This is a genomic window from Desulfovibrio sp. OH1186_COT-070, from assembly GCF_003860215.1.
In the GTDB taxonomy this organism is placed as follows: domain Bacteria; phylum Desulfobacterota; class Desulfovibrionia; order Desulfovibrionales; family Desulfovibrionaceae; genus Desulfovibrio.
In genome coordinates this window covers 51,441-72,606 of the sequence record NZ_RQYH01000004.1, presented here as the reverse complement: position 1 = coordinate 72,606, position 21,166 = coordinate 51,441, and the positions used below count along the sequence as shown (strand labels likewise).

Sequence of the window (21,166 nt, the reverse complement as noted above, 5' to 3'; positions counted from 1 at the left end):
GCGCCAACCCTCCATCCCGCTTGAAAAAAACACTGATTCGTGCAAACTTTTCCTCGGGAGGCCACGCCGAAAAAAACTTCGTCCCTGCGCAGCGGCGCGTCCGCCGTTCAGACAAAAATCCCCCGCCCACCGGCAAAGAAGGCTGCATGCCCCATACAGCATTTTCCAAGTGGAGCCCCGGCGGCAACACCACCCTGCTTTTCCCCGCCGCCGGGCTGGACAGCGCCCGGCAGGCCGCTCTGGCCCGACAGGTTCTGGAGCCCTCCGTCCTTGGCGGCGAGCAGGTCGGCTTTGTGGATGTGGGCAACAAAAGCCTGTGCATGGCCGGAGGCGAGTTCTGCGTCAACGCCGCCCGTGCCGTGGGCGCGCTGCTGGCCTGCCGCTGCGGGGAGGCCGTGCCCCCCCCTTCCGCCGCTGCCGCAAACATGCTCGCAGACATGCTCCCCAATGCCGCATGCGCCTTCCCCGCACTCGGGGAATACCGTGACGCCATCCGTGTTTCGGGCTGGCACAGCCCCGTCCGCCTGCGTGCGCGCGGCAACGCGCCCCATTGGCGCGTGGAAGCCGAACTGACCCTGCCCGTGCTGCCTCCCCCAGAAAAGCGGGGAGACGCTTTTCTGGTGCGCTTGCCGGGCATCTGCCATCTTCTTGTGGAAGAACCCGCCTTTCCTTCTCCAGACCACTGCCATGACCAGGCGGCCGCACTGCGCGCGAAGCACGGCCTGACCGGAGAGTCGGCCGCAGGAGTCATCTGGTGGCGGCACAACGGGGAGCAGCCGGAAATGCTGCCTCTGGTTCATGTGCGCGATACGGACAGCGCCTTTCTTGAAAACGCCTGCGGTTCCGGCGCTCTGGCTCTGGCCCTGCACCTGGCCCGTGGCGGAACGCGGCGCGACTTCTCCATCCGGCAGCCCGGCGGAACATCTCTGGACGTGCGCCTGTCTTTTCGGGACGGGGCCGATACGGCCGCCGTTGACGGCCCCGTCAGTCTGGTGGCCAAAGGGCATGTATGGCTGGACGATCCGGCATGAAAACGGCAAAAGGCCTGCGCGAGGGCTTCACCACCGGCAGCGCCGCAACGGGCGCGGCTCTGGCTGCCCTGCACCTGCTGCGCCACGGGCATGCGCCCGCAACGGTGCGCGTGCCCCTGCCGCCCTTTGCCGGGGGCGTGCCGCGCGGACACTGCCAACTGGCGGTGGACGCCTGCTCTCCCGGCCCTGCCCCGGAACTGCCCGCGCTGGCGGAGCAGAATGCGCTGTTGCGGGCTGCCCATGCCCGGATCGTCAAGGACGGCGGCGACGATCCCGACGTGACCACCGGCGCGCACATCACGGCCACGGTTCTCGCCCTGCCGGAAGATACGCCCGCGCAGGACGCTATCCGCATCGAGGGCGGCCCCGGTGTGGGCCGCGTCACCCTGCCGGGCCTGCCCGTTCCGCCGGGACAGGCCGCCATCAATCCCGTCCCGCGCGAGCAAATGCTTTTTGCCCTGCGCCATGCCCTGCTGCATCCTCCCGACCCCGTGTTCCGGGGCTCACTGACCGTCATTGTCAGCGTGCCCGAAGGAGAACGCCTGGCAAAAAAAACCTTCAATCCGCGTCTGGGCATTCTTGGCGGTATCTCCATTCTGGGCACGCACGGCACTGTGCGCCCTTACAGCCATGCTGCCTGGAAAGCCACCATCCAACAGGGGCTGGCTGTGGCCGCAGCCACAGGCTGCCCGCTCCTCTGCCTGACCACCGGCAGGCGCTCCGAGCGCCTTCTCATGCAGCGCTACCCACATCTGCCAGCCTCCTGCTTTTTGCAGGTCGCGGACTTTGCCGGATTTTCTCTCAAAAAGGCGGGGGCCCTGCCCCACAAGGACATTGTCTGGGGCTGCTTTTTCGGAAAATTGCTCAAGCTGGCACAGGGCCATGCCTGCACCCATGCCCATACTGCCCTGCTGGACATGGCGGCCCTCGCCCACATATGCCGCGCCGAAGGCGCGGCCTGCGCGGAAACGGTGGCAAACTGCGCAACGGCGGCCCATGCGCTGGAACTTCTTTTGCCTGATCCGCGCGGCCCCAAAATCCTGCTGCGCGTGGCGGAGCAGGCCGCGCGCCACGCGGCCCATCTGGCGGGACGACCGGTCAGGCTGCACCTTTTCCATACCGACGGCAGGGAACTTCTGACGCTGTGCCCCCCGCAGACGGACGCCACGGGCACGACCGTCATGCCCGCCTCTTGCCGGAACCCTCACAAACCACAACGGAAATCCCGATGAAGCAGCAGGCCGCATTGCCCGGCATGAACCTTCCGGAACAGACGCCCCCGGCTCCGCTCGCCGCGGAAGACACTCGCGAACAGCAGGCTGCCCCGGCTTCTGCCACCGGCAAGACTCGCCCCCATGACCACGAGCAGCCCCGTGAAAAGCCGGCCTCTCCGCCCGCAGCCGAATCGCCGGAAGAAAGCGGGGAATGGCCGCCCACGGCGGAAATTCTGCAATCGCTCTTTGTTTTTGAGCCCTCCACCGCGAAACTCCACCCCATTGTGGTTCTGGGGCTGGACTGCGGACGTCCGCGCGGTCTGGCGGCCCTCACGCCGTGCCAACAGGAGATGGCCGCCAAGGCCGACGTCATCTGCGGGGGCAAGGCCCTGCTGGAAGAGTTTGCCGCGCCGGAAGCAGACTCCCCGGCAAAAGACCCTGCCCTGACCGCCCGCCTGCTGCCCCTGACGCTGCCTCTGGAACCGCTGCTGACCCGCCTCAGCCAGTTGCGCGCAACAGGCAAAAGGGTGCTGGTGCTGGCCGACGGGGATCCCCTGCTGTTCGGCATAGGGGCAACGCTGGCGCGCCGCCTCGGGCCGGACAGCCTTTTGCTGCTGCCTGCGGTCAGTTCCCTGCAGCAGGCGTGCGCGCGCCTGGCCCTGCCCTGGCACAGGGTTGTCTGCCTGTCCCTGCACGGACGCGATGACCTTGCCCCCCTCAACGCCGCTGCGGGAAAAGACGTTCCCCTGTGCGTGCTGACCGATGCGCGCATGCCGCCGGATGTTCTGGCCAGGCACCTTCTGGATCGCGGTGTGGACTGGTTCCGCACCCATATTTTCGAGCGCATGGGCGCAGACGACGAAATCCGCTCTGACCTCAGCCTGGCCGAGGCCGCAGGGCAGACCTTTGGCCCGGCCTGCACCATGCTGCTTGTGCCCGAATCCCCGCCGCGCCGTCCGTGCCTGGGGCTGGAAACCGCGCAACTGGCAACGGAGAAAGGCCTTGTCAGCAAAAAGACGGTTCGCGCTGCGGCTCTGGCCCTGCTGGCCATTGAGCCGCGCCATGTGGTGTGGGATATCGGCGCCGGGTCGGGCGCTGTTTCGCTGGAAGCCGCCGTGCTGGCCCATGAGGGCCGTGTGGTGGCTGTGGAAAGGTCCGCCGGACGGGCCATGAGCATTCAGGAAAACCGCCGCCGCTTCGGCGCAGCCATTCTGGATGTTCGCCTGGGCAAGGCCCCGGAATGCCTGGCATCCCTGCCCGACCCCCAGCGGGTATTTATCGGGGGCGGGCTGTCGGGCGAAGACGGCGAGGACATCCTGCACCACGTCTGCCGCCGTTTGCCTGAAGGCGGGCGCGTGGTCGCCAGTTGCGTTTTGCTGGACACCCTTTTTCTCTGCCGCCGCTTTCTGGAGCGTTTGGGCTGGCCGGTGGAGATTGTTCAGCTTTCCACGGCTGTGGGCAGGGAACTGGGAAGCGATGTGCATCTGGCGGCCCAGAATCCCGTTTTTCTGCTGCTGGCCAGCAAACCCGGAAACTGACCCGGCCACGAAGGGCAGGCCCTGTCCGTCCAAAAAGTCCGGCGGCCCTGCTCCGGCCGCAAAAGCCAGAGAAGGTACACATGCCCCATAATCCCGCTTCCGCTCCCGGCCTTGTGTCTTTTGTCGGCGCAGGCCCCGGCGACCCCGAACTGCTGACCCTCAAAGGCCGCAAGGCCATCGAGAGTGCGGCTCTGGTGCTCTACGCCGGTTCTCTTGTGCCCAGAGCCGTGGTGGACTGCGCCTCCCCCAATGCCAGAGTGGTGGATTCCGCACCGCTGACCCTGGAAGAATGCCACGATCTGGTGCGCCGCACAGCCCTGCAGGGCCGGAGCGTGGCCCGCGTTCATACGGGAGACCCCTCCCTGTTCGGCGCGCTGCGCGAACAGGCGGCCCTGCTGGATGCCGACGGCATTCCCTGGCGCGTCATCCCCGGCGTGACCGCGGCCTGCGCCGCAGCCGCGGCCGCAGGTCTTTCCTTTACCATCCCGGAGGCGGCCCAAGGCCTCATCATCTGCCGCGCAGAGGGGCGCACGCCCGTGCCCGAAGCCCAGCAGCCCGGCGCTCTGGCCGCTCACGGCGCCCCCCTGGCCGTGTATCTTTCTTCGGGATCGGCCAGCTCGCTTCAGGCCCAGTTGCTGCGCAGCCTGCCGCCCCGCACCCCTGTGCTCTGTGCGCACAGGGTGGGCTGGCCCGCAGAGCAACTGCACTGGACAAACCTGGAAAATCTGGCCCAATGCGTGACCGACAACGGCCTGGAACGCCAGACGATCTTTCTCGTCCTGCCTTCCCACCACACGCCCGGAGCGCCTTCGCGCCTGTACGCGGCCGATTTCAGCCACGCCTGCCGCGAGAAAAAATGACCGCGCTCTCCCCGCAAGCAAAAACTGCCGGAGAAAGAAGTCTTTCTCCGGCAGCGTGTGAGCGGACGAATCTGCGGTGCATCCCTCCATGTCACGGAAAAGTGATGCTTTGGTTATGACTCCGCGCCGTGGAGACACGGCGGGCAGTGTTGCGCCGGGGCAAGATCCGCAAGGCTCTTGCCTCCCGCGCTTTTCAACAGGGCACAGTGCTGTGGCGGCAGCGTCCCCGCAGGGCATTGGGGGCCTGCGGAGGCCTGTACCCGCCTACTGGTCCGGCGTTTCGGGAACGCGCTGCACCAGAGCCCGCGCCAGCAAGGCTGTGGGAAGCCGTGTCTGCGGCGAAGGCCAGCATAGCTGACGCCGCACAAATCCCGCCATATCCAAAGCCAGCCCCGCATCGGTAACTGTTGCGCGGCAGGCCTGCCTGTTTGCCTCCAGAAGGTCCAGATAACGCTCCACAAGCGCTCTTTTTCCTTCTTCTCCGGCACATTGCCGCTCCGGCGGGGATACGCCCGTCGGAGATATTTCATTGATGTGTTGCGACATGACCATTCCTCCCTGAATGGATCACTGCTTCCTTGCAACCGGGATGCGCTGCGGGAAGGCAGAGTGCCCTTCCGCCCGCTTCTTCCACCGCTCAACATTCCCTGATCGGACAAATGCGAAAAAACTTTAGCCGCAATCCGCAGAAAATGACAACATTTACGGACGCGGAAACGGCCTTCACGCCATTTCGTCCCGTGGAGCATTCGCCTGCCTCGATTTTTGCGCGCTCAACGGGGACAGTATATGGGCGTCCTGGCAGGACGCCGACAAAAAAAGCCTGCCGGAAAAAATCTCCCGACAGGCCGGACGCTCCCGCGCCTGCCGTGTCCAATGCCCGCACAACAGCACGGCAGGGCGGGGATGCTTCAGACCGAGGTGTTGAGCCTGACGCCAATACCTTCGGCGGCAAGGCCCTGACTGCGGGCCAGGTTCTGCTGCATTTCCGCGCTCTTGTCCAGGCTGCCGTTGATCACGGCGGCGGCCATGCCTGCCTGAAAATCCAGAGCTTCTCTGGTGATGCGCACACTCATGCCCATTTGCACGTCGTTCATGGTTTCCTCCTCGAACACCTGTCTGTTCTTCTTTGCCTATCGGCAGAAGCGCGCATTGCCTGAAGGCCTGCGGCACAAAAAATCTGCCTTGGGAGTACTTGTTCCCCCCTCGAAAAAGGTCGCATCTGGATTTTCCCGGAACAGACACGCAATCAGCCCGCTCCCGTTCTGGGAAGACATGAAATGAACAACGAAATGAAGTATCATTTTATCATCTACTTCTTGAACACAAATAAATACTCATGTCCTATCAACAAAAAATTGTACTTCACACTATTTGTTTTCCAATATCCTGTAGCCTTGCAGTTGTGCTGCTCTTTGATGATAAGCTCCTTGAGCGTAAACCCTGTATCCTCAAAGATCCGCATAACCTCGAAAGACAATGGTATCATATATCCTTTCTTTCGGGTATCTCCCATAAGAATAGCACAGAATTTATCTTTTTTCAGCACTCGATAGCTTTCAGAAGCGACTTTTTTCATCTCTTCGAGGAATTTCTTTACAGAAAAATGTGAGAGATCAGACTCTATATCTTCGCTATATTGTATGATATTTGAATATGGCGGATGAGAGCAGATCAAGTCAATGCTCTTGTCAGGGATAAAATCAAGATTGCGAGCATCTCCTTTTTTGATATAAACTTTTCCATTTGCATCTTCGTGTTCAAAATCTGTTTTATCTTTGCAGCGGTCAAGTGCAATATCATTCACATCGACTCCGATAATATTTCGGTTTAACAGCTTTGCTTCAACGAGGGTTGTCCCACCACCAGCAAACTGGTCAAGCACCAAATCGCCTTCCTGCGAATAACGCAACAGGATATTGCGGGGAATATAGGGAGACCAGTTCCCACGCCATTTGGCATCGTGTGTTGCCCAATCCCCACGCTTTGGAAATGACCAATGCGTGGTCATTTCCAGTTCAAAATCTTCCGGCTTCCATTTTGTGATTTTTTTCGCCATTATTTACAAATCTCGCTGATGATGCCGCTTTCCATGTCCTTAATGTTGTAAATATGCTCCATAATATCAAAAGTTTCTCTCAAATTATTACGGGCACTTATCCAGCCTTTTCCATCAGTAAACCATACAAAGGAGAGTTCATCTATTGTATCTACCTCCAGTGCAAGTGTTTTGTAACTGCGAGCAGTCTCATTGAGCTTGCTACCACCACTAGCATAAAAATTGGCTTCAACCGCATATATCATGTTAGCTGTCTTGATCACAAAATCGAAGCGTTTTTCCATCGCCCCCTGATTGGAGATTGCAGAAAGGTCTACGCCCCATTTCTCCGTCATCTTAGACACATACATCTCCTTGAAGTAACTTTTATCCTTGATAAAACCTGCCTCAACGATAAAGCTCTCAACCAGATCTTCCATAAGGTGCCCACCACGGTTCTTGCGCCCATTGGAGTCCAAGCCTGTTTCCACACCGGTAGCATAGTCCACAAGGTTGTTCACAAGATGGCGGGAAATGAGGTCGAACAATCCGGTTTTTCTCATAAAGACTTTATATTGCCCAACAGACAGGTTTTGCTTCTTGAAGCTGTAAGAAAAAGCCCCTTCCCCATCAGCAGCGTAGATTTCATCCGCTCGCACAGCCAGCAGCAAAGGGATACATTTCAGGATTTCAGGATATCGGGAAAGAAGATCTTCAAATTCAACCTCAATATTCCCTGAGCCAATGAGCGAGTTCAAAATATTCAGCTCAACTTTCATCTTATCAACGTTATGGTAAACTTTTTCAAAATCAATATAGTATCCATAGTTGGAAATGCTACCACGAAAACCAGAAAGCCATACATCAAAATCTCTATCTGACATATTGAACTACTCCCATTTACTCTACAATGTTTTTTCCATTACAGTGTGATAGGACGATTTCATAGTAATATTACTGTGTTTCCAATATTTCCATATCAAAAATCTTGCCCAATTTCATCCTCGGAATATGCATATTTCTACCGTAGGACATTACGCATATTCCCAGGACTACATATCTACCTCCTGAAGTTTGATATAAGCAGTTCTTTTATTTTACCTCTATCAGTGCTCTTGCTATTTATCATGCGCGTTGCTTCAACTCTCTTGATATGCCTTCCAGAATAGATGTTATCAAAAAAATTATCATCAGGGTTTGTATTTTTTGGATCAGAGTTACTCACAACAATATGTGCACCCGTTTTGTCCATCTCGAGAACAAAGTTCGCCAACTCAATTTGCCGCTCATCGTCAAATACATCTTCTGTATACGCTGTAAAACTTGCTGTTTCACTCAAAGGACGATAGGGAGGATCAAAATATACAAATGTATCTTTATCAATAAAATCAGCAGATTTTCGATAGTCCCCACAAAAGATCTTTACCCCTTGTAGCTTTTCAGATACTGCCCGGAGATTTATGTCATCACAAATCGGCGGTTTTTTATATGCGCCCATCGGAACATTAAATTGCCCCTTCCGGTTTACCCGATACAATCCATTAAAGCAGGTTTTATTGAGGAATATAAATAATGCAGCTCGCTCAGGACTGGCCGAAGTATCGCTGCAAATTTTACGCTCGTTAAAACGCTCTCGTTTTCTTATGTAGTAAGACCTGCGATTTTCGGTTCCCATTGGAACATAATCCTCTTGCATTTGCATAAGCAAATCAATCAATTTATTGACTTCATTTTGAACAACAACATAAGCATTGACCAAATCCGGATTAGTATCGCTGATATATACCGCATCCAAACGATATTTTCCCAATATATCAAACAATACCGAACCTCCACCCACAAATGGCTCTGCATATTTTGTTATTTTTCCATCTACAAAAGGATAATATTTTTCGATCTCTGAAAGTAGTTGACCTTTTCCTCCTGCCCATTTCAGAAAGGGTCTTGCCCGTCCGCCAGCGGGAGGTATATGCCGAATACTCCTTGCATCAACGGGCTTTTCTGCCGTAGCCGGCATAATCCAAGAGTTTCCCACCAGTTGAGCTTGATCAATGCGCCCTTCAGAACAAAGGACAGCAACACGCCGCTGGGATATGCCCCACTTATCAGCTGCTTCTCTTGCAGACATGATATCCATAAACTGTTCCCCCCCAAGAGCTGTTTGTATTATATTCGATATCTCGAATAGTTACAATACCGCTTCAGGCATGGCAGCCACAAATTTGTCCAAAATCTTATTTTGTGGCACAATTCATTTTTCTGCACCCGCAAGCGAGGAATACATGCCATAGCAGCCCACAGGCGGCACGATATTTCTGATCCAGCCTGGAAAAAACTTGATCCCAGTTTGCTCGGCCGTAAGGAGATTGGGGCGACAGAACTCACATCAACCGGCGCTTTGTCAATGCTGCCTTCTGGATTATGCGCACAGGCGCTCCGGAACAGGGCATCCACGGGCACACGCAAAATCCGGCACAGAGGACATTGCCATGAAAAAGAAAAGAAACGACCTGAACGCCTCCTCCATCCCTCTGGTGGACAATCTGGTGGAGCGGCTCTGTCATCCCCTTTCTCTGGATACCGTCTGGCGCCGTTCCGTCCAGGGGGAGCCCATGCCTTCCCTCCCCATACTTTCCGAAGTGCTGGAGCGTCTGCGCGCGGCCATTTTTCCCGGCTATTTCGGCGCCCCCGACGTGCGCCCCGAATCCATACGCTACCATCTGGCCGCCAATCTGGACAGCATCTGGCGCATGCTCAGCGAGCAGGTGGTGCGCGGCCTGTGCTTCAGTTGCGCCGGACAGGACAGATCCTGCGCTTCGTGTGAAAACGAGGGGCGGCAAGCTGTTCTGGCTTTCATGGACCGTCTGCCCGAAATCCGCCGCCTGCTGGCGGGCGACGCCAAGGCCGCCTATGAGGGAGACCCGGCAGCCACCAGTCCGGGCGAAGCCATTTTCTGCTATCCGTCCATGCAGGCCATGTTCCATCACCGCATCGCCCACGAGTTGTACAAGCTCAAGGTTCCGCTCATACCGCGCATGATTGCCGAGATGGCCCATTCCAAAACCGGCATCGACATTCACCCCGGCGCGACCATTGGCGAAGAGTTTTTCATTGACCACGGCACGGGCGTGGTCATCGGCGAAACGTGCATCATCGGCAACAACTGCCGCCTGTACCAGGGCGTGACCCTGGGCGCGCTCTCCTTCCCCAAGAGCAGCGACGGCACGCTGACCAAGGGCATTTTGCGCCATCCCATTCTCTGCGACAATGTGACCGTCTACGCCGGAGCCACCATTCTGGGGCGGATCACCGTGGGCAAGGGCGCGGTGATCGGCGGCAATGTGTGGGTTACCAGCGACGTTCCGGAAAAGGCCCGCGTCACGCAGGAAAAACCCCTCGCCTGAACCGGAAAACTGCCCGCGCTGTCGGCGCAAGGAGAGTGTATGGAATTTTTTTCCGATGTGGTGGCCACCAGCCTCAAAATCTATGCCCTGATGACGCCCCCGGCTGTGCTGAGCGCCTTTCTTGGCGGCACCAAGCACATGGACAAAAAGCAGAAGCTCACGGTGGCCACCAAAACGTCTTGTGCCATATTTGTTATCGGCGCAGTACTCTATCTGTTCGGGCCGCATATTTTCAGTCTGTTCGGCTTCACTCTGGACGCCTTCCGCATCGGCGCGGGCGTGCTGCTTTTTCTTACCGCCGTTTCCCTGATGAACGACAACGGCAGCCATACGCTCTCGCCCGAAGAAGGCGACATCAGCGTTGTGCCCCTGGCCATCCCCCTGGGCATGGGGCCGGCCTCCATCGGCGCGGTGATGGTCATGGGTGCAACAGCCGTGAACGCCGACAAGGTGCTGACAGGCATTTTCTCCCTGTTCATTGCCGCGCTGGGCATGTTCGTCCTGCTGGTCATGGCCGAACCCCTGGCCCGCATGCTGAGCAGAACGGGCATTGCCGTACTCTCCAAGCTGACGGGTCTGCTGCTGGCCGCCATTGCCGCCCAGGTCATTTTTACCGGCGTCCGGGCCTTTCTGGGGTAAAAGTTTTTTTGCACAACAATGCAGAACCAAAGGATATCCACCATGAATATTCTGGAAAAGCTGTTCCGCCCCGCCGAAAGGGGCAGCACAGTCAAAAGGGAACTGCTGGCCGGGCTGACCAGCTTCATGGCCATGTGCTACCTGATTTTTGTTGTCCCCTCCATGCTGGCCGATGCGGGCATGCCCAAGGATTCCGCCGTGGCCGCCACCATCTGGATCACGGTCATTGCAACCCTGATCATGGGCTTCTGGGCGCGTTTTCCCGTGGGTGTGGCACCGGGCCTGGGCATCACGGCCTTTTTTGCCTACTATATTTGCGGCCCGGCGGGCTACACATGGCAAACGGGCCTCGGGGCGGTATTCATTTCGGGCGTGATTTTTCTGCTGCTCACCGTGACCAGAATCCGCCAGATGATCATTGATGCTGTGCCCACAGACCTCAAGTACGCCATTGTGGTGGGCATAGGTGCCTTTATCGCCTTTATCGGCATGAAAAGCTGCGGGCTGATTGTTGCCAGCCAGGCCACCTTTGTGACTCTGGGAGATTTGGGAGCCCCCAAAACCCTGCTTGCGGTGACGGGCATCTTCATTACCGGCGCTCTCCTGGCCCTGCGTGTGCCGGGTGCCATGATCATCGGCATTGTGACCATTACCGTGACGGGCATGGTTCTGGGCGTTTCGCGGCTGCCCGAAGGAGAGCTTTTCTCCGCCTCCCTGCCCCTGCCCACGCAGACCTTTCTGCACATGGACCTCATGGGTGCCCTGCACCACGGGCTTTTTTCCATCATCTTCACCCTGACCATGGTGGACCTTTTTGACAATATGGGCGTGCTCATCGGCCTGTCGCAAAAGGCCGGTTTTGTCCGCGAGGACGGGCATATCGAAAATCTGGACAAGGCCCTGATCACAGACTCCCTGGCTACCATGGGCAGCGCCATCGTTGGCGCCACCACAGCCACCAGCTATCTGGAAAGCGCCGCGGGCGTGGCCGAGGGCGGCCGCACCGGCCTTGTGGCCGTGACCATTGCCGTGCTCTTTTTTCTCACCCTTTTCTTCGCACCGCTGGTGGCCCTGGTTCCCGCCTATGCCACAGCCCCGGTGCTGATTATTGTAGGTGCCCTGATGATGCAGGAGGTGGGCAACATCGCTTTCAAGGATTTCACCGTGGCCCTGCCAGCCTTTCTGACCATCATCAGCATGCCACTGACCTTCAATATCGCCACGGGCTTTGGTTTCGGCTTTGTGAGCTGGGTCGGCATCAAGCTTTTTTCGGGCCGCATCCGGGACATCAATCCGGTCATGCTCTGCATCGCGCTCTGCTTCATGATCAACTTCGCGCTCCGTCTGCATTGACCTCTTTCCCGCGTACGGGGCGAGGACAATTCCGGAGCAACGCTTGCCATCACCCGGCGGGCAGGGCATACTTGCGCGCGAAAAAAACGAAACAAGGAAAGCAGCATGAGTCTTGTGCACACATCCCGTCCCACCAAACCCCTCTGGCGCGAATACGGCGAGGCTCTCATTGTCGCACTTGTTCTTGCCCTGATCATCCGCACCTTCATTGTGCAGGCATTCAAGATTCCCTCGGAGTCCATGCTCCAGACCCTGCTGGTGGGAGATCACCTGCTGGCCAGCAAGTTTGCCTACGGAGTCAGGATTCCCTTTACCAACACCCATATCTACCGGGGGGATGATCCCCTCAAGGGCGACATCATCATCTTTGAATACCCCAAAGACCCCAGTGTGGACTACATCAAGCGCATTGTTGCCACTCCCGGCGATACCGTGGAAATACGCAACAAGCAGCTCTACCGTAACGGGGAAGCCGTGAACGAGCCCTATGCCCGCTTCACGGAACCGGACCATGTGGCGCCGGTGCGCGACAATTTCGGGCCGGTCACGGTGCCCGCCGAAAAGTATTTCGTCATGGGCGACAACCGCGACAATTCCTTGGATTCCCGCTTCTGGGGCTTTGTGGACCGCAGCGCCATCCGGGCCAAGGCCTGGCGCATCTACTGGTCATGGGGCGGTCTGGACGACATCCGCTGGAGCCGCATCGGCCAGAAGGTGGAATAACAACGCCCGGATGACTGCATGGTGGTACGGCTGAACAGCGGCGGCGTGGAAGGCGTGGACGCCTATCCTGTGGAGCTGGAAGTGGACATGACACGCCAGGGGCTGCCAGCCTTCACCATGGTGGGGCTGGCCGAAACCGCCGTGCGTGAGGCCAAGGACCGTGTGCTGGCGGCCCTGCGGGCCTGCGGCTTCAAATTGCCCCCGGCGCGCGTCACCGTCAACCTGGCCCCGGCCTGGCGGCGCAAAAGCGGCGCCAGCTATGACCTGCCCCTGGCTGTGGGCCTGCTGGCGGCAGCGGGCATCATTCCGGCTGATCATCTGCACGGCTATTATCTGGCGGGCGAACTTTCCCTCAACGGAGCCTTGCGGCCGGTAGGCGGCATACTGCCGCTGGCCCTCTTGGCGCGCGAGAAAAACGCAGCGGGGCTGATCGTGCCTCCGGGCAACGCGCACGAAGCCGCTGTGGCACAGGGGCTGAAGGTCTATGCTCCGGGGGATCTGGCGCAGTGCGCGGCCTTTCTGGCCGGGAAAATCCCTCTGGATCCCCTGCCGTCGACACACAATGCGTGCCCTGCGCCATCAATTCCGGGCCTGGACTATGCGGAGGTCAAAGGGCAGGAGGCTGCCAAGCGCGCCCTGGAGGTGGCCGCTGCCGGAGGGCACAACATCCTGCTCATCGGGCCGCCGGGCAGCGGAAAAACCATGCTCGCCCAGCGCCTGCCGACGATCCTGCCGCCCCTGGACCTTGAAGAGGCCCTTGAAGTCACCAAGATTTACAGCGTGGCGGGCAAGCTCCCGCCGGACTCGGGGCTTCTGCGCGAACGCCCTTTTCGGTCGCCGCACCACACCATCTCGCAGGTGGCTCTGGTAGGCGGAGGCGGGCATCCCAGACCGGGAGAAGTCAGCCTGGCGCACCGTGGCGTACTCTTTCTGGACGAGCTGCCCGAATTCCACAAATCCGCGCTGGAAGCCCTGCGCCAGCCTCTGGAAGGCGGCGTCGCGGCCATTGCCCGCGCAGCCCACAGCGTGAATTTTCCCGCGGCCTGCATGCTGGTGGCGGCAATGAACCCGTGCCCCTGCGGGTACTACGGCGACCCCGCCCACCAATGCTCCTGCCGCCCGGAGAGCCGCGCCCGCTATCAGGCCCGCTTGTCCGGCCCCCTGCTGGACAGAATCGACGTGCATGTGGAAGTGCCTGCCGTGGCCTACGCCGATTTTCGCGACAGCCGCGCAGGCGCGTCTTCCGGCGACATGCGCCAGCGCGTGCTGGCGGCGCGGGCCATGCAGCGCCAACGCTATGGTGAACACGGCCCCCGTTGCAATGCCGAACTTTCCGGCGCTGCTCTGGAACGCCACTGCATGCTGGACGCCCAAGGGCATGCCCTCATGGAGGGTGCCGTCACCCGTCTGGCACTTTCGGCCCGCGCCTGCGCCCGCGTTCTGCGCATGGCCCGAACCATTGCCGACCTTGACAGCGCCCCCCAAATCACCACAAGCCATCTGGCCGAAGCCGTGGCCCTGCGGGTGCTGGACAGGGGAAGCGCCGCATAGCATGGCGCGCCTGCCGTACACACCCCACAGCCGCAAGCGCTTCCTGAACTCCGGCCAAGGCTCGCGCTCCCCGGAACATTCCTATGCGACTGTCGGGCCTCCCTCCGCGCGACGGCACAGATCCTGCCAGAGCGCATCGGGAAGTTCCACGCCGGTTCTGCGCCTCTCCTCTCTCTGGCGAAAACGCCGCTCTCCGGGAAGGCGCACGCCTTCCTGAGCCAGCATGTGCCCCAGCAGAGCTTCCAGCCTGTCGGCAAACCCGGGATTGAAGCGCACGCAGTCCACAAGCAGAAAACTCTGGCCCGTACCCGGCGCTTCCCCCTCCGCCTCGAAAAAAGACGAAGCTTCATACGCGTGCCTGGCTCCGGGAAGCGTGGCCGCGAGAATCTCCACCATCAGGGCCAAAGCCGCGCCCTTGGCCCCACCAAAGGGAAGCATGGTTCCTTGCAGGGCCTTGCGGGCATCGGTTGTGGGCTGTCCGTCAGCATCCAGCGCCCAGCCTTCGGGGATGCTTTCGCCCTTCTGCCCGGCGTTCATGATCTTGCCGCGGGCCACTGTGCTCAACGACATATCCACAACCAGCGGATCCGGATCGCGCGGGCAGCCAAGGGCCAGAGGATTGGTTCCGAAGGTGGCCTTTGCACCGCCCCACGGGGCCATGGCTGCGGGCGTATTGGCAAAGGCCAGGCAGATCACCCCCTGACGGGCCATTTTTTCCGCAAAATGCCCCAAAACCCCGCAATGGTGGGAACGCCGCACACCCACCATGACTACCCCGTAGCGTCGGCACAGCGGCAGAGCCTCGGCCAACCCCCGTTCAATGGCCGGAAATGCGAAATTGCAGGCCGCATCCATCAGGATCAGTGAGGGGGCAGCCATGTGGAGCACAGCTTCCGCCCGCGCGTCAACCTTGCCGCTGCGCGCCTGATCCACATAAAAAGGAATGCGCGAAAAGCCGTGCGACGGGATGCCGTCCAGTTCCGCAAGAACCAGAGCATCGGTAACCGCATCGGCAACCTCGTCCGGAACTCCTCCAGCCACAAAAACCTTTCTGCCCAATGTGCGCAGGGCATCCACAGAAAGCAGCATCTATTTTGCCTCCTTCAGGGCATGGGCCACTTTTTCCGCCACCAGCGAACTCACCCGCACATTGGACTCGCGCGTCACGCCGCCGATGTGTGCCGTCAAAATGCAGTTGGGAGCACCGGCCAGCGGGCTGTGCGCGGCCAAAGGCTCTGCGGCAAACACATCCAGAGCCGCTCCGCCCACCTGCCCCGATCGCAGCGCCTGGGCCAGTGCCTCCTCGTCCACAATGCCGCCCCGCGCCGTGTTGACAAGCAGCACACCCTTGCGCAGGCCTGTCAGACGGCGGGCGTCAAAAAGCATGCGGGTCTGCTCCGTAAGCGGAACGTGCAGGCTGACCGCATCAGACTCCGCCAGCAGCGTGTCCAGGGGCATGGGCGTCACACAAAATTTTTTCCAGACTTCGTCATCATCCGCAAGAAAGGGGTCATGCCCCAAAAGGCGCATCCCGCATGCTCCGGCGCGCACGGCAACCTCGCGGGCAATGCCGCCAAAACCCACCAAGCCCAACGATTTGCCAAAAATTTCCCCTCCCACCATGCGCTCGCGGGGCCACAGCCCGGCAGCCACATCCTCCGAAGCGTGATAACAGCCGCGCGCCAGCATCAGCAGGCAGGCCAGCACGTATTCGGCAACCGCCACGCTGTTGGCGCCGGTAGCGGGAATGACCTGGATATCCCTTGCCCGACAGGCTTCCAGGTCGATATTGTCCAACCCGACCCCCAGACGACCCACGATCTGCAAGCGGTGCGCACTCTCCAGCAGCGCGCCGCGCACCTGAGTCTTGTTGCGCACAATGAGCGCGCGGCAGTCTTTCAGCGCCCCGGCAAGGTCTTGGGGCTTTTGCAGCAAATCCTTGTCATAGAGTACCTCAAAACTGTCTGCCAAACGGGCAACAGCCTCTTCATCCATGAACTCGCTGATGACGATTTCGGCCATGCCATCTCCTCTGCCCGCCGGAAGGCATGCCGGATCGGGACTTTTGCAGAAAATGTTACAAATACTGCTGTAAAAAACCTAAAACAACAGGCCTGCGGGCGTGGGAACATTGAGCAGTTTGACGAAGCACGCCCAGACGGCAATGCTGAAAAGCCCCCCGAAAAGCACTGCGGAGAATGCCTTTCTGCCCAATGAGACTCCTTTTGCCTCATTCAGGATCATGTAGGCCATAACGAGAAAGAGCATGGTGGACGCAAAAAAGCCCAGCCAGTCCAGGCACAGGGCATAGCCGAGGGCCAGAGCACTGATCAGACCGATGCGCGGCCAGTCGGGCTTGTCACTTGCTGCGGCAGCGCGCTCGCGCAGCAGGCCGATTCCGCCCTTGACCAGAAAGTACACCCCCCCGATGCCCACGAATACAATGAGCGCTGATGGAAAAACCCTGCTGACGCCCTCCAGTTCATGCAACTGGACGCCAAATGCCGCCGCCAGGGCAAAAAAGCCCGCACCGGCGCCGAGATCGGCACAGCACTTACGCATGGGAAACCTCCTGCCGCTCCGCATCCCGGAGCCTTTTCTTGCGGGCCAGCCAGAGCGGGGTAAGCAGCGAAAGAACAAGCGCCAGAATGAGTATTTTGGAAATGAGGCTGCCCGTCATGACCGCAAACAGGCCGCCGTCAACAGCAGGAGCAAGGTCCAGGCACTTGCCCAGATTTTCTTCCACCATGGGGCCAAGAATCACCCCCAGGGCCATGGCACCGGTATCCATGCCCATGCGGCCGCCGAAATAGCCGAGAAAGCCGAACAGCACCACAACCCAGATGTCCACAAGGCTGTTGTTGATGGCATAGGCCCCGATAAAAGACAGAACCACAATGCCGATGGCTACCAGGGTCAGGCGGATGTTCAGCAGATGTGCCATGCAACGGCAGAGCACATAGCCCACGGGAACCATGAGAATATTGACCATAAACTGGGAAATGATGAAGGTATAGGCCAGATCTCCCGTGACCGTAAAAATCTTGAAGCCGGGCTGTATGCCGTGCGCCATAAGTGCTCCCAGGATGACGGCGGCCACAGCACTGCCGGGAATGCCCAGAGTCAGCATGGGAATGAGCGAGCCGCCGATGACGGCATTGTTGGCGCTCTCGGAAGAAGCCACGCCTTCAATACAGCCCGTACCGTACATTTCCGGCTTGTCGCTCCAGCGTTTGGACTCGTTGTAGGCAATGATGGAGGCAATTTCCCCGCCAGCGCCGGGCAACATGCCCACCCAGGTGCCGATGAGCGAGGAACGCGTCAGAACAGTTTTGCACTTGGTGGCCAGATAGCGGAACACGCCCCAAAAAGCGCCCTTGCGCGGATTGTAGCTCGCGATGAACTGCTTGCGCGAGCCGATGAGAAAGAGCACCTGGGAAAAAGAAAACAGGCCGATCATGCAGGGGATGACCGATACCCCCTGCACCAGCTCGTAATTGCCGAAGATGAAGCGGGGTGCGCCGCTGTTGGGATCAAGCCCCACAGTGGCTATCAGCATGCCCAGCGCACCGGAGATGATGCCCTTGCCCATGTTGTCCATGCTCATGACCGCGATGGTGGAAAGGCCGAACAGGCAGAGCCAGAAATTTTCCGGACCGCCAAAGCGCAGGGCAAAACGCGCCAGGGCTGCGGCCAGAAAAAGCAGAAAAAACGTGCCCACAATGCCGCCGAAAGAGGACGACAGAAGCGAGACATACAGGCCCTCATCAGCGCGGCCCTGCTGGCACATGGGCCAGCCGTCAAAGGTGGTGGCCACCGAGGAGGGCGTACCCGGCGTACAGATGAGAATGGCCGAATTGGCCCCGCCGTAAATGGCTCCCACATAGATGGCTCCCAGCATGATCAGCCCGCTGACGGGATTCATGGCAAATGTCACGGGAACCATGAGGGCCACGCCCATGGTGGCGGTGAGCCCCGGCAGGGCACCCACAAGGATGCCGCCCACAAGGCCAACGATTATCAGAAAAATATTCAAAGGTTCCAGCATGTGCAGGAAAGCGGGGATGACAAGTTCGCTCATACAGGCTCCTTCTGAAAAAAGCCCGCCAATGTCAGGCACTGGCGGGCTTTCTCTCTATTTTTTCAGCAGACCTGCTTCCTGGAGCATCTGGCGCACATGCGCGTCCAGAGAGGCGATATAGGCTTCAAAATCCGGGCCATCCTTGTATTCGTGGGGCTGCCCGGCCTTTTTCATGTCCGCGATGTACTGGGGATCCTCGCATATTTTGCGGAAAGTCTCGCGCAGGGAGGAGAGAACATCCGCTGGCAGCCCCTTGGGGGCCACAAAACCGCGCCTGATATCGGAAACAATGTCAATGCCCGCTTCCCTGAGGGTCGGAACCTGGGGCAGAAAATCCTCATTGCGTTTTTCCGAAGCCACATTCAGCACATTGAATTCGTCAATGGAGCGCATCACGTCGTTGATATTGCCGATGATCACGTCCACCTCTCCGCCCAGCAGGGCGGCATTCTGGTCCGCCGCGCCCTTGTAGAAGACAGGGGTAAATTTCACATCGGGGAATTTGCGCTGCATGTCGAGATACATGATGTGGTGGCCGGACAGGGGGCCGACCAGGCCGATTTTCACCTTGCCGGGGTTGCCCTTGGCGTGCTCCAGAACAGCGCCGGTGGTGGTGAACTTGCTGTCCTTGCGTACGGCAATGCACTGGGGATCATTGACCACCTGACAGATATAGTCGAAGCTGGCGGGCGTGAACTGGGCGTTCTGGCCCATGTACTGCAAGATGACATGCGGCACGTTGAGCCCGCCCACGGTGTATCCGTCGGCCTTGGCGCGGGCCACTTCCGTAAAGCCGATGATGCCGCCGGCTCCGGGTTTGTACACAAAAACCCAGGGCTGGGGAGAATGTTTGTCCCAGTATTTCTGCATGATGCGGGCTTGAACGTCGCTGGAGCCTCCAGCCGTAAAGGCGATGATCATGTTCACGGGTTTTTCGGGGTAGGCGGCCAGAGCAGGCGCAGCCGCCAAACCAAGCAAACTTGCAACCAGCAGAAGACGTGCAAAAACTTTCATGGTTTCCTCCCGGAAAGTGAAAAATGCTCTCACAATATTTCCAGAAAAGCTGCAACAGGTTCTGTTTTTTCGCGCCGCGCCCCTTTACCGGAACAGGGGCGCGGCGTGCTGCGCCGGTTACGCGCTTTCGTACAAACGGGTCATGACAAATTCGCGGTGTCCGAGAGCTTCGGCGCTGGTATGGCGGCCGTTGCAGGTGCGGATCATCATTTCCAGCAGCTTGTCACCAGCGGCGTTGAGATCATATTCGCGCTGCAAGAGACCACTCACGTCCACGTCAATGTGTTCGCTCATGGTGCGCACGGTACGCGGATTGGCCGACAGCTTGATGACCGGCAGAATGGGGTTGCCGATAATGTTTCCCTGGCCTGTGGGGAAAAAGTGCACCACAAAGCCTGCGGCAGCGGCCAGAGTGACCATTTCTGCGGCGGCGGAAGAAGAGTCCATGAACCAGAGGCCGGGACCGGTGGGGCTTTCGGCCTTGTCCAGGCAACCGACGACCGGAGCCTTGCGGCCGATCTTCTGGATATTGCCCAGAGCCTTTTCCTCGATGGTGGTCAGACCGCCCTCAATATTGCCCTTGGTGGGCTGGGAGTCGCAGAGGTCGTTTGTTTTGTGATCATCCACCACCTTGGCGTACCGATCAAAAAAATACATGAACTTTTTCTTCACTTCCTCGGTGGCGCAGCGCGCGGCCACCAGATGCTCACCGCCGGTAATTTCCGTGGTTTCCCCGAACAGGGTGGTGGCACCGGCCTCCCACAGCTTGTCAAAGGCATTGCCCACCGTGGGGTTGGAGGCGATGCCCGATGTGGTGTCGGACTCGCCGCACTTGCAGGAAACCCACAAATCCTTGATGTCGCAAGGCACACGCAACTGCTCGGTGGCATGGTGCACAAATTCCTTGGCCTTGCGCGATGCGGCGCAAATGGTGGCAAGGTCGCCGTTCTTTTCAATGGCGAAACCGGCCACGGGCTTGCCCGTTTTGGCGATGCCGTCCACAATGCGCTGGGTCCACACAGGCTCGATGCCGATAACCACCACCGCGGCCACGTTGGGATTGCACCCGCAGCCGATCAGCGTACGGAAATGCAGTTCCAGATCTTCACCGAACTGCAACCGGCCATAATGGTGCGGCAGGGCCAGCGTGCCCTTGACATTGTTGGCCACAGCCTCGCAGGCGGCATTGGAAAGGTCGTCCAGCGGCAGGATCACCACATGGTTGCGGATGCCCACGCGGCCATTTTCACGACGGTAGCCGAAGAATTGTCTTTCCATGATGCTTACCACCTCTTGGTCTTGACGTTGTGCACATGCAGGTGTTCGCCCTTCCTGATGGGTTTCACCACCTTGCCGATGTCGGTATTGTATTTGATGACGGTGTCGCCCACGGCAAAATCCTTGAGGGCCACCTTGTGGCCGATGGGAATGTCGTCCAGCACCTTGAACGTGACGGTCTTGTCTTCCTGCATGATCCAGCCGGCACACTCCATGCCTGCCTTCAGCCCCTCGACGACAACCACACCGACGCCGTCCACTTCTTCATGGACCACAAATTGGATGGACATATCAGCTCCTGAATGTTGCTCCGTTATGCATGCCATACCGGCAGGCCCGCGCCGCGCGCGAACCGCCCCATCCCTTGGCAGCCCTCCTGCCGTCCGGTACGGCGCAAAGGCTGTTGCAGGTGAAAAGCAAGGAGCATTCCAAACAAAACATT

General features: G+C 59.1%; 21 protein-coding genes and 1 pseudogene. 10 read left to right on the top strand and 12 right to left on the bottom strand.

Features of this window, described 5'->3' with window-relative positions; translation table 11 throughout:
* Window positions 1-146: 146 nt before the first annotated feature.
* The 4 genes from EII23_RS02370 to cobM all read left to right on the top strand — a co-directional run bounded on the left by EII23_RS02370 (window position 147) and on the right by cobM (window position 4,643).
* Window positions 147-1,031 carry a hypothetical protein gene (locus EII23_RS02370; RefSeq protein ID WP_124791754.1) on the top strand — a complete coding sequence of 295 codons (885 nt, stop codon included), beginning with the start codon at window positions 147-149 and terminating at the stop codon, window positions 1,029-1,031.
* Entirely contained in the window at window positions 1,028-2,263 is a 1,236-nt protein-coding gene (cbiD, locus tag EII23_RS02365; RefSeq protein WP_124791752.1) for a cobalt-precorrin-5B (C(1))-methyltransferase CbiD, read from the top strand. The genes EII23_RS02370 and cbiD overlap by 4 nt, the downstream gene beginning before the upstream one ends.
* Window positions 2,260-3,783 (top strand): precorrin-6y C5,15-methyltransferase (decarboxylating) subunit CbiE, encoded by a 1,524-nt coding sequence (cbiE, locus tag EII23_RS02360; protein ID WP_124791750.1) that lies wholly within the window; start codon window positions 2,260-2,262, stop codon window positions 3,781-3,783. Before cbiD ends, cbiE begins: the two co-directional genes overlap by 4 nt.
* Before the next feature lie 80 nt (window positions 3,784-3,863).
* Complete coding sequence (cobM, locus tag EII23_RS02355) at window positions 3,864-4,643, top strand: precorrin-4 C(11)-methyltransferase (RefSeq protein ID WP_124791748.1); 780 nt, start codon at window positions 3,864-3,866, stop codon at window positions 4,641-4,643.
* A 264-nt stretch (window positions 4,644-4,907) separates the two neighbouring features.
* On the opposite strand, the gene EII23_RS02350 is transcribed toward cobM, so the two are convergent.
* From EII23_RS02350 to EII23_RS02330, 5 genes are all read right to left on the bottom strand, one after another.
* Window positions 4,908-5,189: a hypothetical protein gene (locus tag EII23_RS02350; RefSeq protein ID WP_124791746.1), complete on the bottom strand. Its 282-nt coding sequence runs from the start codon at window positions 5,187-5,189 to the stop codon at window positions 4,908-4,910.
* A 365-nt stretch (window positions 5,190-5,554) separates the two neighbouring features.
* Complete coding sequence (locus tag EII23_RS02345; RefSeq protein WP_124791744.1) at window positions 5,555-5,740, bottom strand: hypothetical protein; 186 nt, start codon at window positions 5,738-5,740, stop codon at window positions 5,555-5,557.
* A gap of 215 nt (window positions 5,741-5,955) precedes the next feature.
* Complete coding sequence (locus tag EII23_RS02340) at window positions 5,956-6,702, bottom strand: TRM11 family methyltransferase (RefSeq protein WP_124791742.1); 747 nt, start codon at window positions 6,700-6,702, stop codon at window positions 5,956-5,958.
* Window positions 6,702-7,565: a type II restriction endonuclease gene (locus EII23_RS02335; RefSeq protein ID WP_124791740.1), complete on the bottom strand. Its 864-nt coding sequence runs from the start codon at window positions 7,563-7,565 to the stop codon at window positions 6,702-6,704. The genes EII23_RS02340 and EII23_RS02335 overlap by 1 nt, the downstream gene beginning before the upstream one ends.
* A 176-nt stretch (window positions 7,566-7,741) precedes the next feature.
* Complete coding sequence (locus tag EII23_RS02330) at window positions 7,742-8,818, bottom strand: DNA adenine methylase (RefSeq protein WP_124791738.1); 1,077 nt, start codon at window positions 8,816-8,818, stop codon at window positions 7,742-7,744.
* Between the two features lie 150 nt (window positions 8,819-8,968).
* On the opposite strand from EII23_RS02330, the pseudogene EII23_RS13325 reads away from it, so the two are divergent.
* The 6 genes and pseudogenes from EII23_RS13325 to EII23_RS02305 form a co-directional block, all read left to right on the top strand.
* A pseudogene (locus EII23_RS13325) lies at window positions 8,969-9,120 on the top strand (IS5/IS1182 family transposase); the annotation flags it as partial.
* A 50-nt stretch (window positions 9,121-9,170) separates the two neighbouring features.
* Entirely contained in the window at window positions 9,171-10,085 is a 915-nt protein-coding gene (gene epsC / locus EII23_RS02325; RefSeq protein WP_124791736.1) for a serine O-acetyltransferase EpsC, read from the top strand.
* Window positions 10,086-10,124: 39 nt separating this feature from the next.
* Complete coding sequence (locus EII23_RS02320; protein WP_124791734.1) at window positions 10,125-10,724, top strand: MarC family protein; 600 nt, start codon at window positions 10,125-10,127, stop codon at window positions 10,722-10,724.
* A gap of 42 nt (window positions 10,725-10,766) precedes the next feature.
* Window positions 10,767-12,077, top strand: a complete 1,311-nt coding sequence (locus tag EII23_RS02315; protein ID WP_124791732.1) for an NCS2 family permease — start codon at window positions 10,767-10,769, stop codon at window positions 12,075-12,077.
* Between the two features lie 105 nt (window positions 12,078-12,182).
* Window positions 12,183-12,800, top strand: a complete 618-nt coding sequence (gene lepB, locus EII23_RS02310; protein ID WP_124791730.1) for a signal peptidase I — start codon at window positions 12,183-12,185, stop codon at window positions 12,798-12,800.
* Between the two features lie 18 nt (window positions 12,801-12,818).
* Window positions 12,819-14,351 carry a YifB family Mg chelatase-like AAA ATPase gene (locus EII23_RS02305; RefSeq protein ID WP_124791728.1) on the top strand — a complete coding sequence of 511 codons (1,533 nt, stop codon included), beginning with the start codon at window positions 12,819-12,821 and terminating at the stop codon, window positions 14,349-14,351.
* Window positions 14,352-14,432: 81 nt separating this feature from the next.
* On the opposite strand, the gene EII23_RS02300 is transcribed toward EII23_RS02305, so the two are convergent.
* From EII23_RS02300 to EII23_RS02270, 7 genes are all read right to left on the bottom strand, one after another.
* On the bottom strand, window positions 14,433-15,440 hold the full coding sequence (locus EII23_RS02300; protein ID WP_124791726.1) for an Ldh family oxidoreductase: 1,008 nt from the start codon (window positions 15,438-15,440) through the stop codon (window positions 14,433-14,435).
* Window positions 15,441-16,373 carry a hydroxyacid dehydrogenase gene (locus tag EII23_RS02295; protein ID WP_124791724.1) on the bottom strand — a complete coding sequence of 311 codons (933 nt, stop codon included), beginning with the start codon at window positions 16,371-16,373 and terminating at the stop codon, window positions 15,441-15,443.
* Window positions 16,374-16,451: 78 nt separating this feature from the next.
* A complete protein-coding gene (locus EII23_RS02290; protein WP_185702281.1) occupies window positions 16,452-16,913 on the bottom strand; it encodes a tripartite tricarboxylate transporter TctB family protein in 462 nt (153 codons plus the stop codon).
* On the bottom strand, window positions 16,906-18,432 hold the full coding sequence (locus EII23_RS02285; protein ID WP_124791720.1) for a tripartite tricarboxylate transporter permease: 1,527 nt from the start codon (window positions 18,430-18,432) through the stop codon (window positions 16,906-16,908). Before EII23_RS02285 ends, EII23_RS02290 begins: the two co-directional genes overlap by 8 nt.
* Window positions 18,433-18,486: 54 nt before the next feature.
* Window positions 18,487-19,446 (bottom strand): tripartite tricarboxylate transporter substrate binding protein, encoded by a 960-nt coding sequence (locus tag EII23_RS02280; RefSeq protein WP_124791718.1) that lies wholly within the window; start codon window positions 19,444-19,446, stop codon window positions 18,487-18,489.
* A 117-nt stretch (window positions 19,447-19,563) separates the two neighbouring features.
* Complete coding sequence (locus tag EII23_RS02275; RefSeq protein ID WP_124791716.1) at window positions 19,564-20,724, bottom strand: UxaA family hydrolase; 1,161 nt, start codon at window positions 20,722-20,724, stop codon at window positions 19,564-19,566.
* 5 nt (window positions 20,725-20,729) lie between these two features.
* Entirely contained in the window at window positions 20,730-21,014 is a 285-nt protein-coding gene (locus EII23_RS02270; RefSeq protein WP_124791714.1) for a UxaA family hydrolase, read from the bottom strand.
* Window positions 21,015-21,166: the final 152 nt, after the last annotated feature.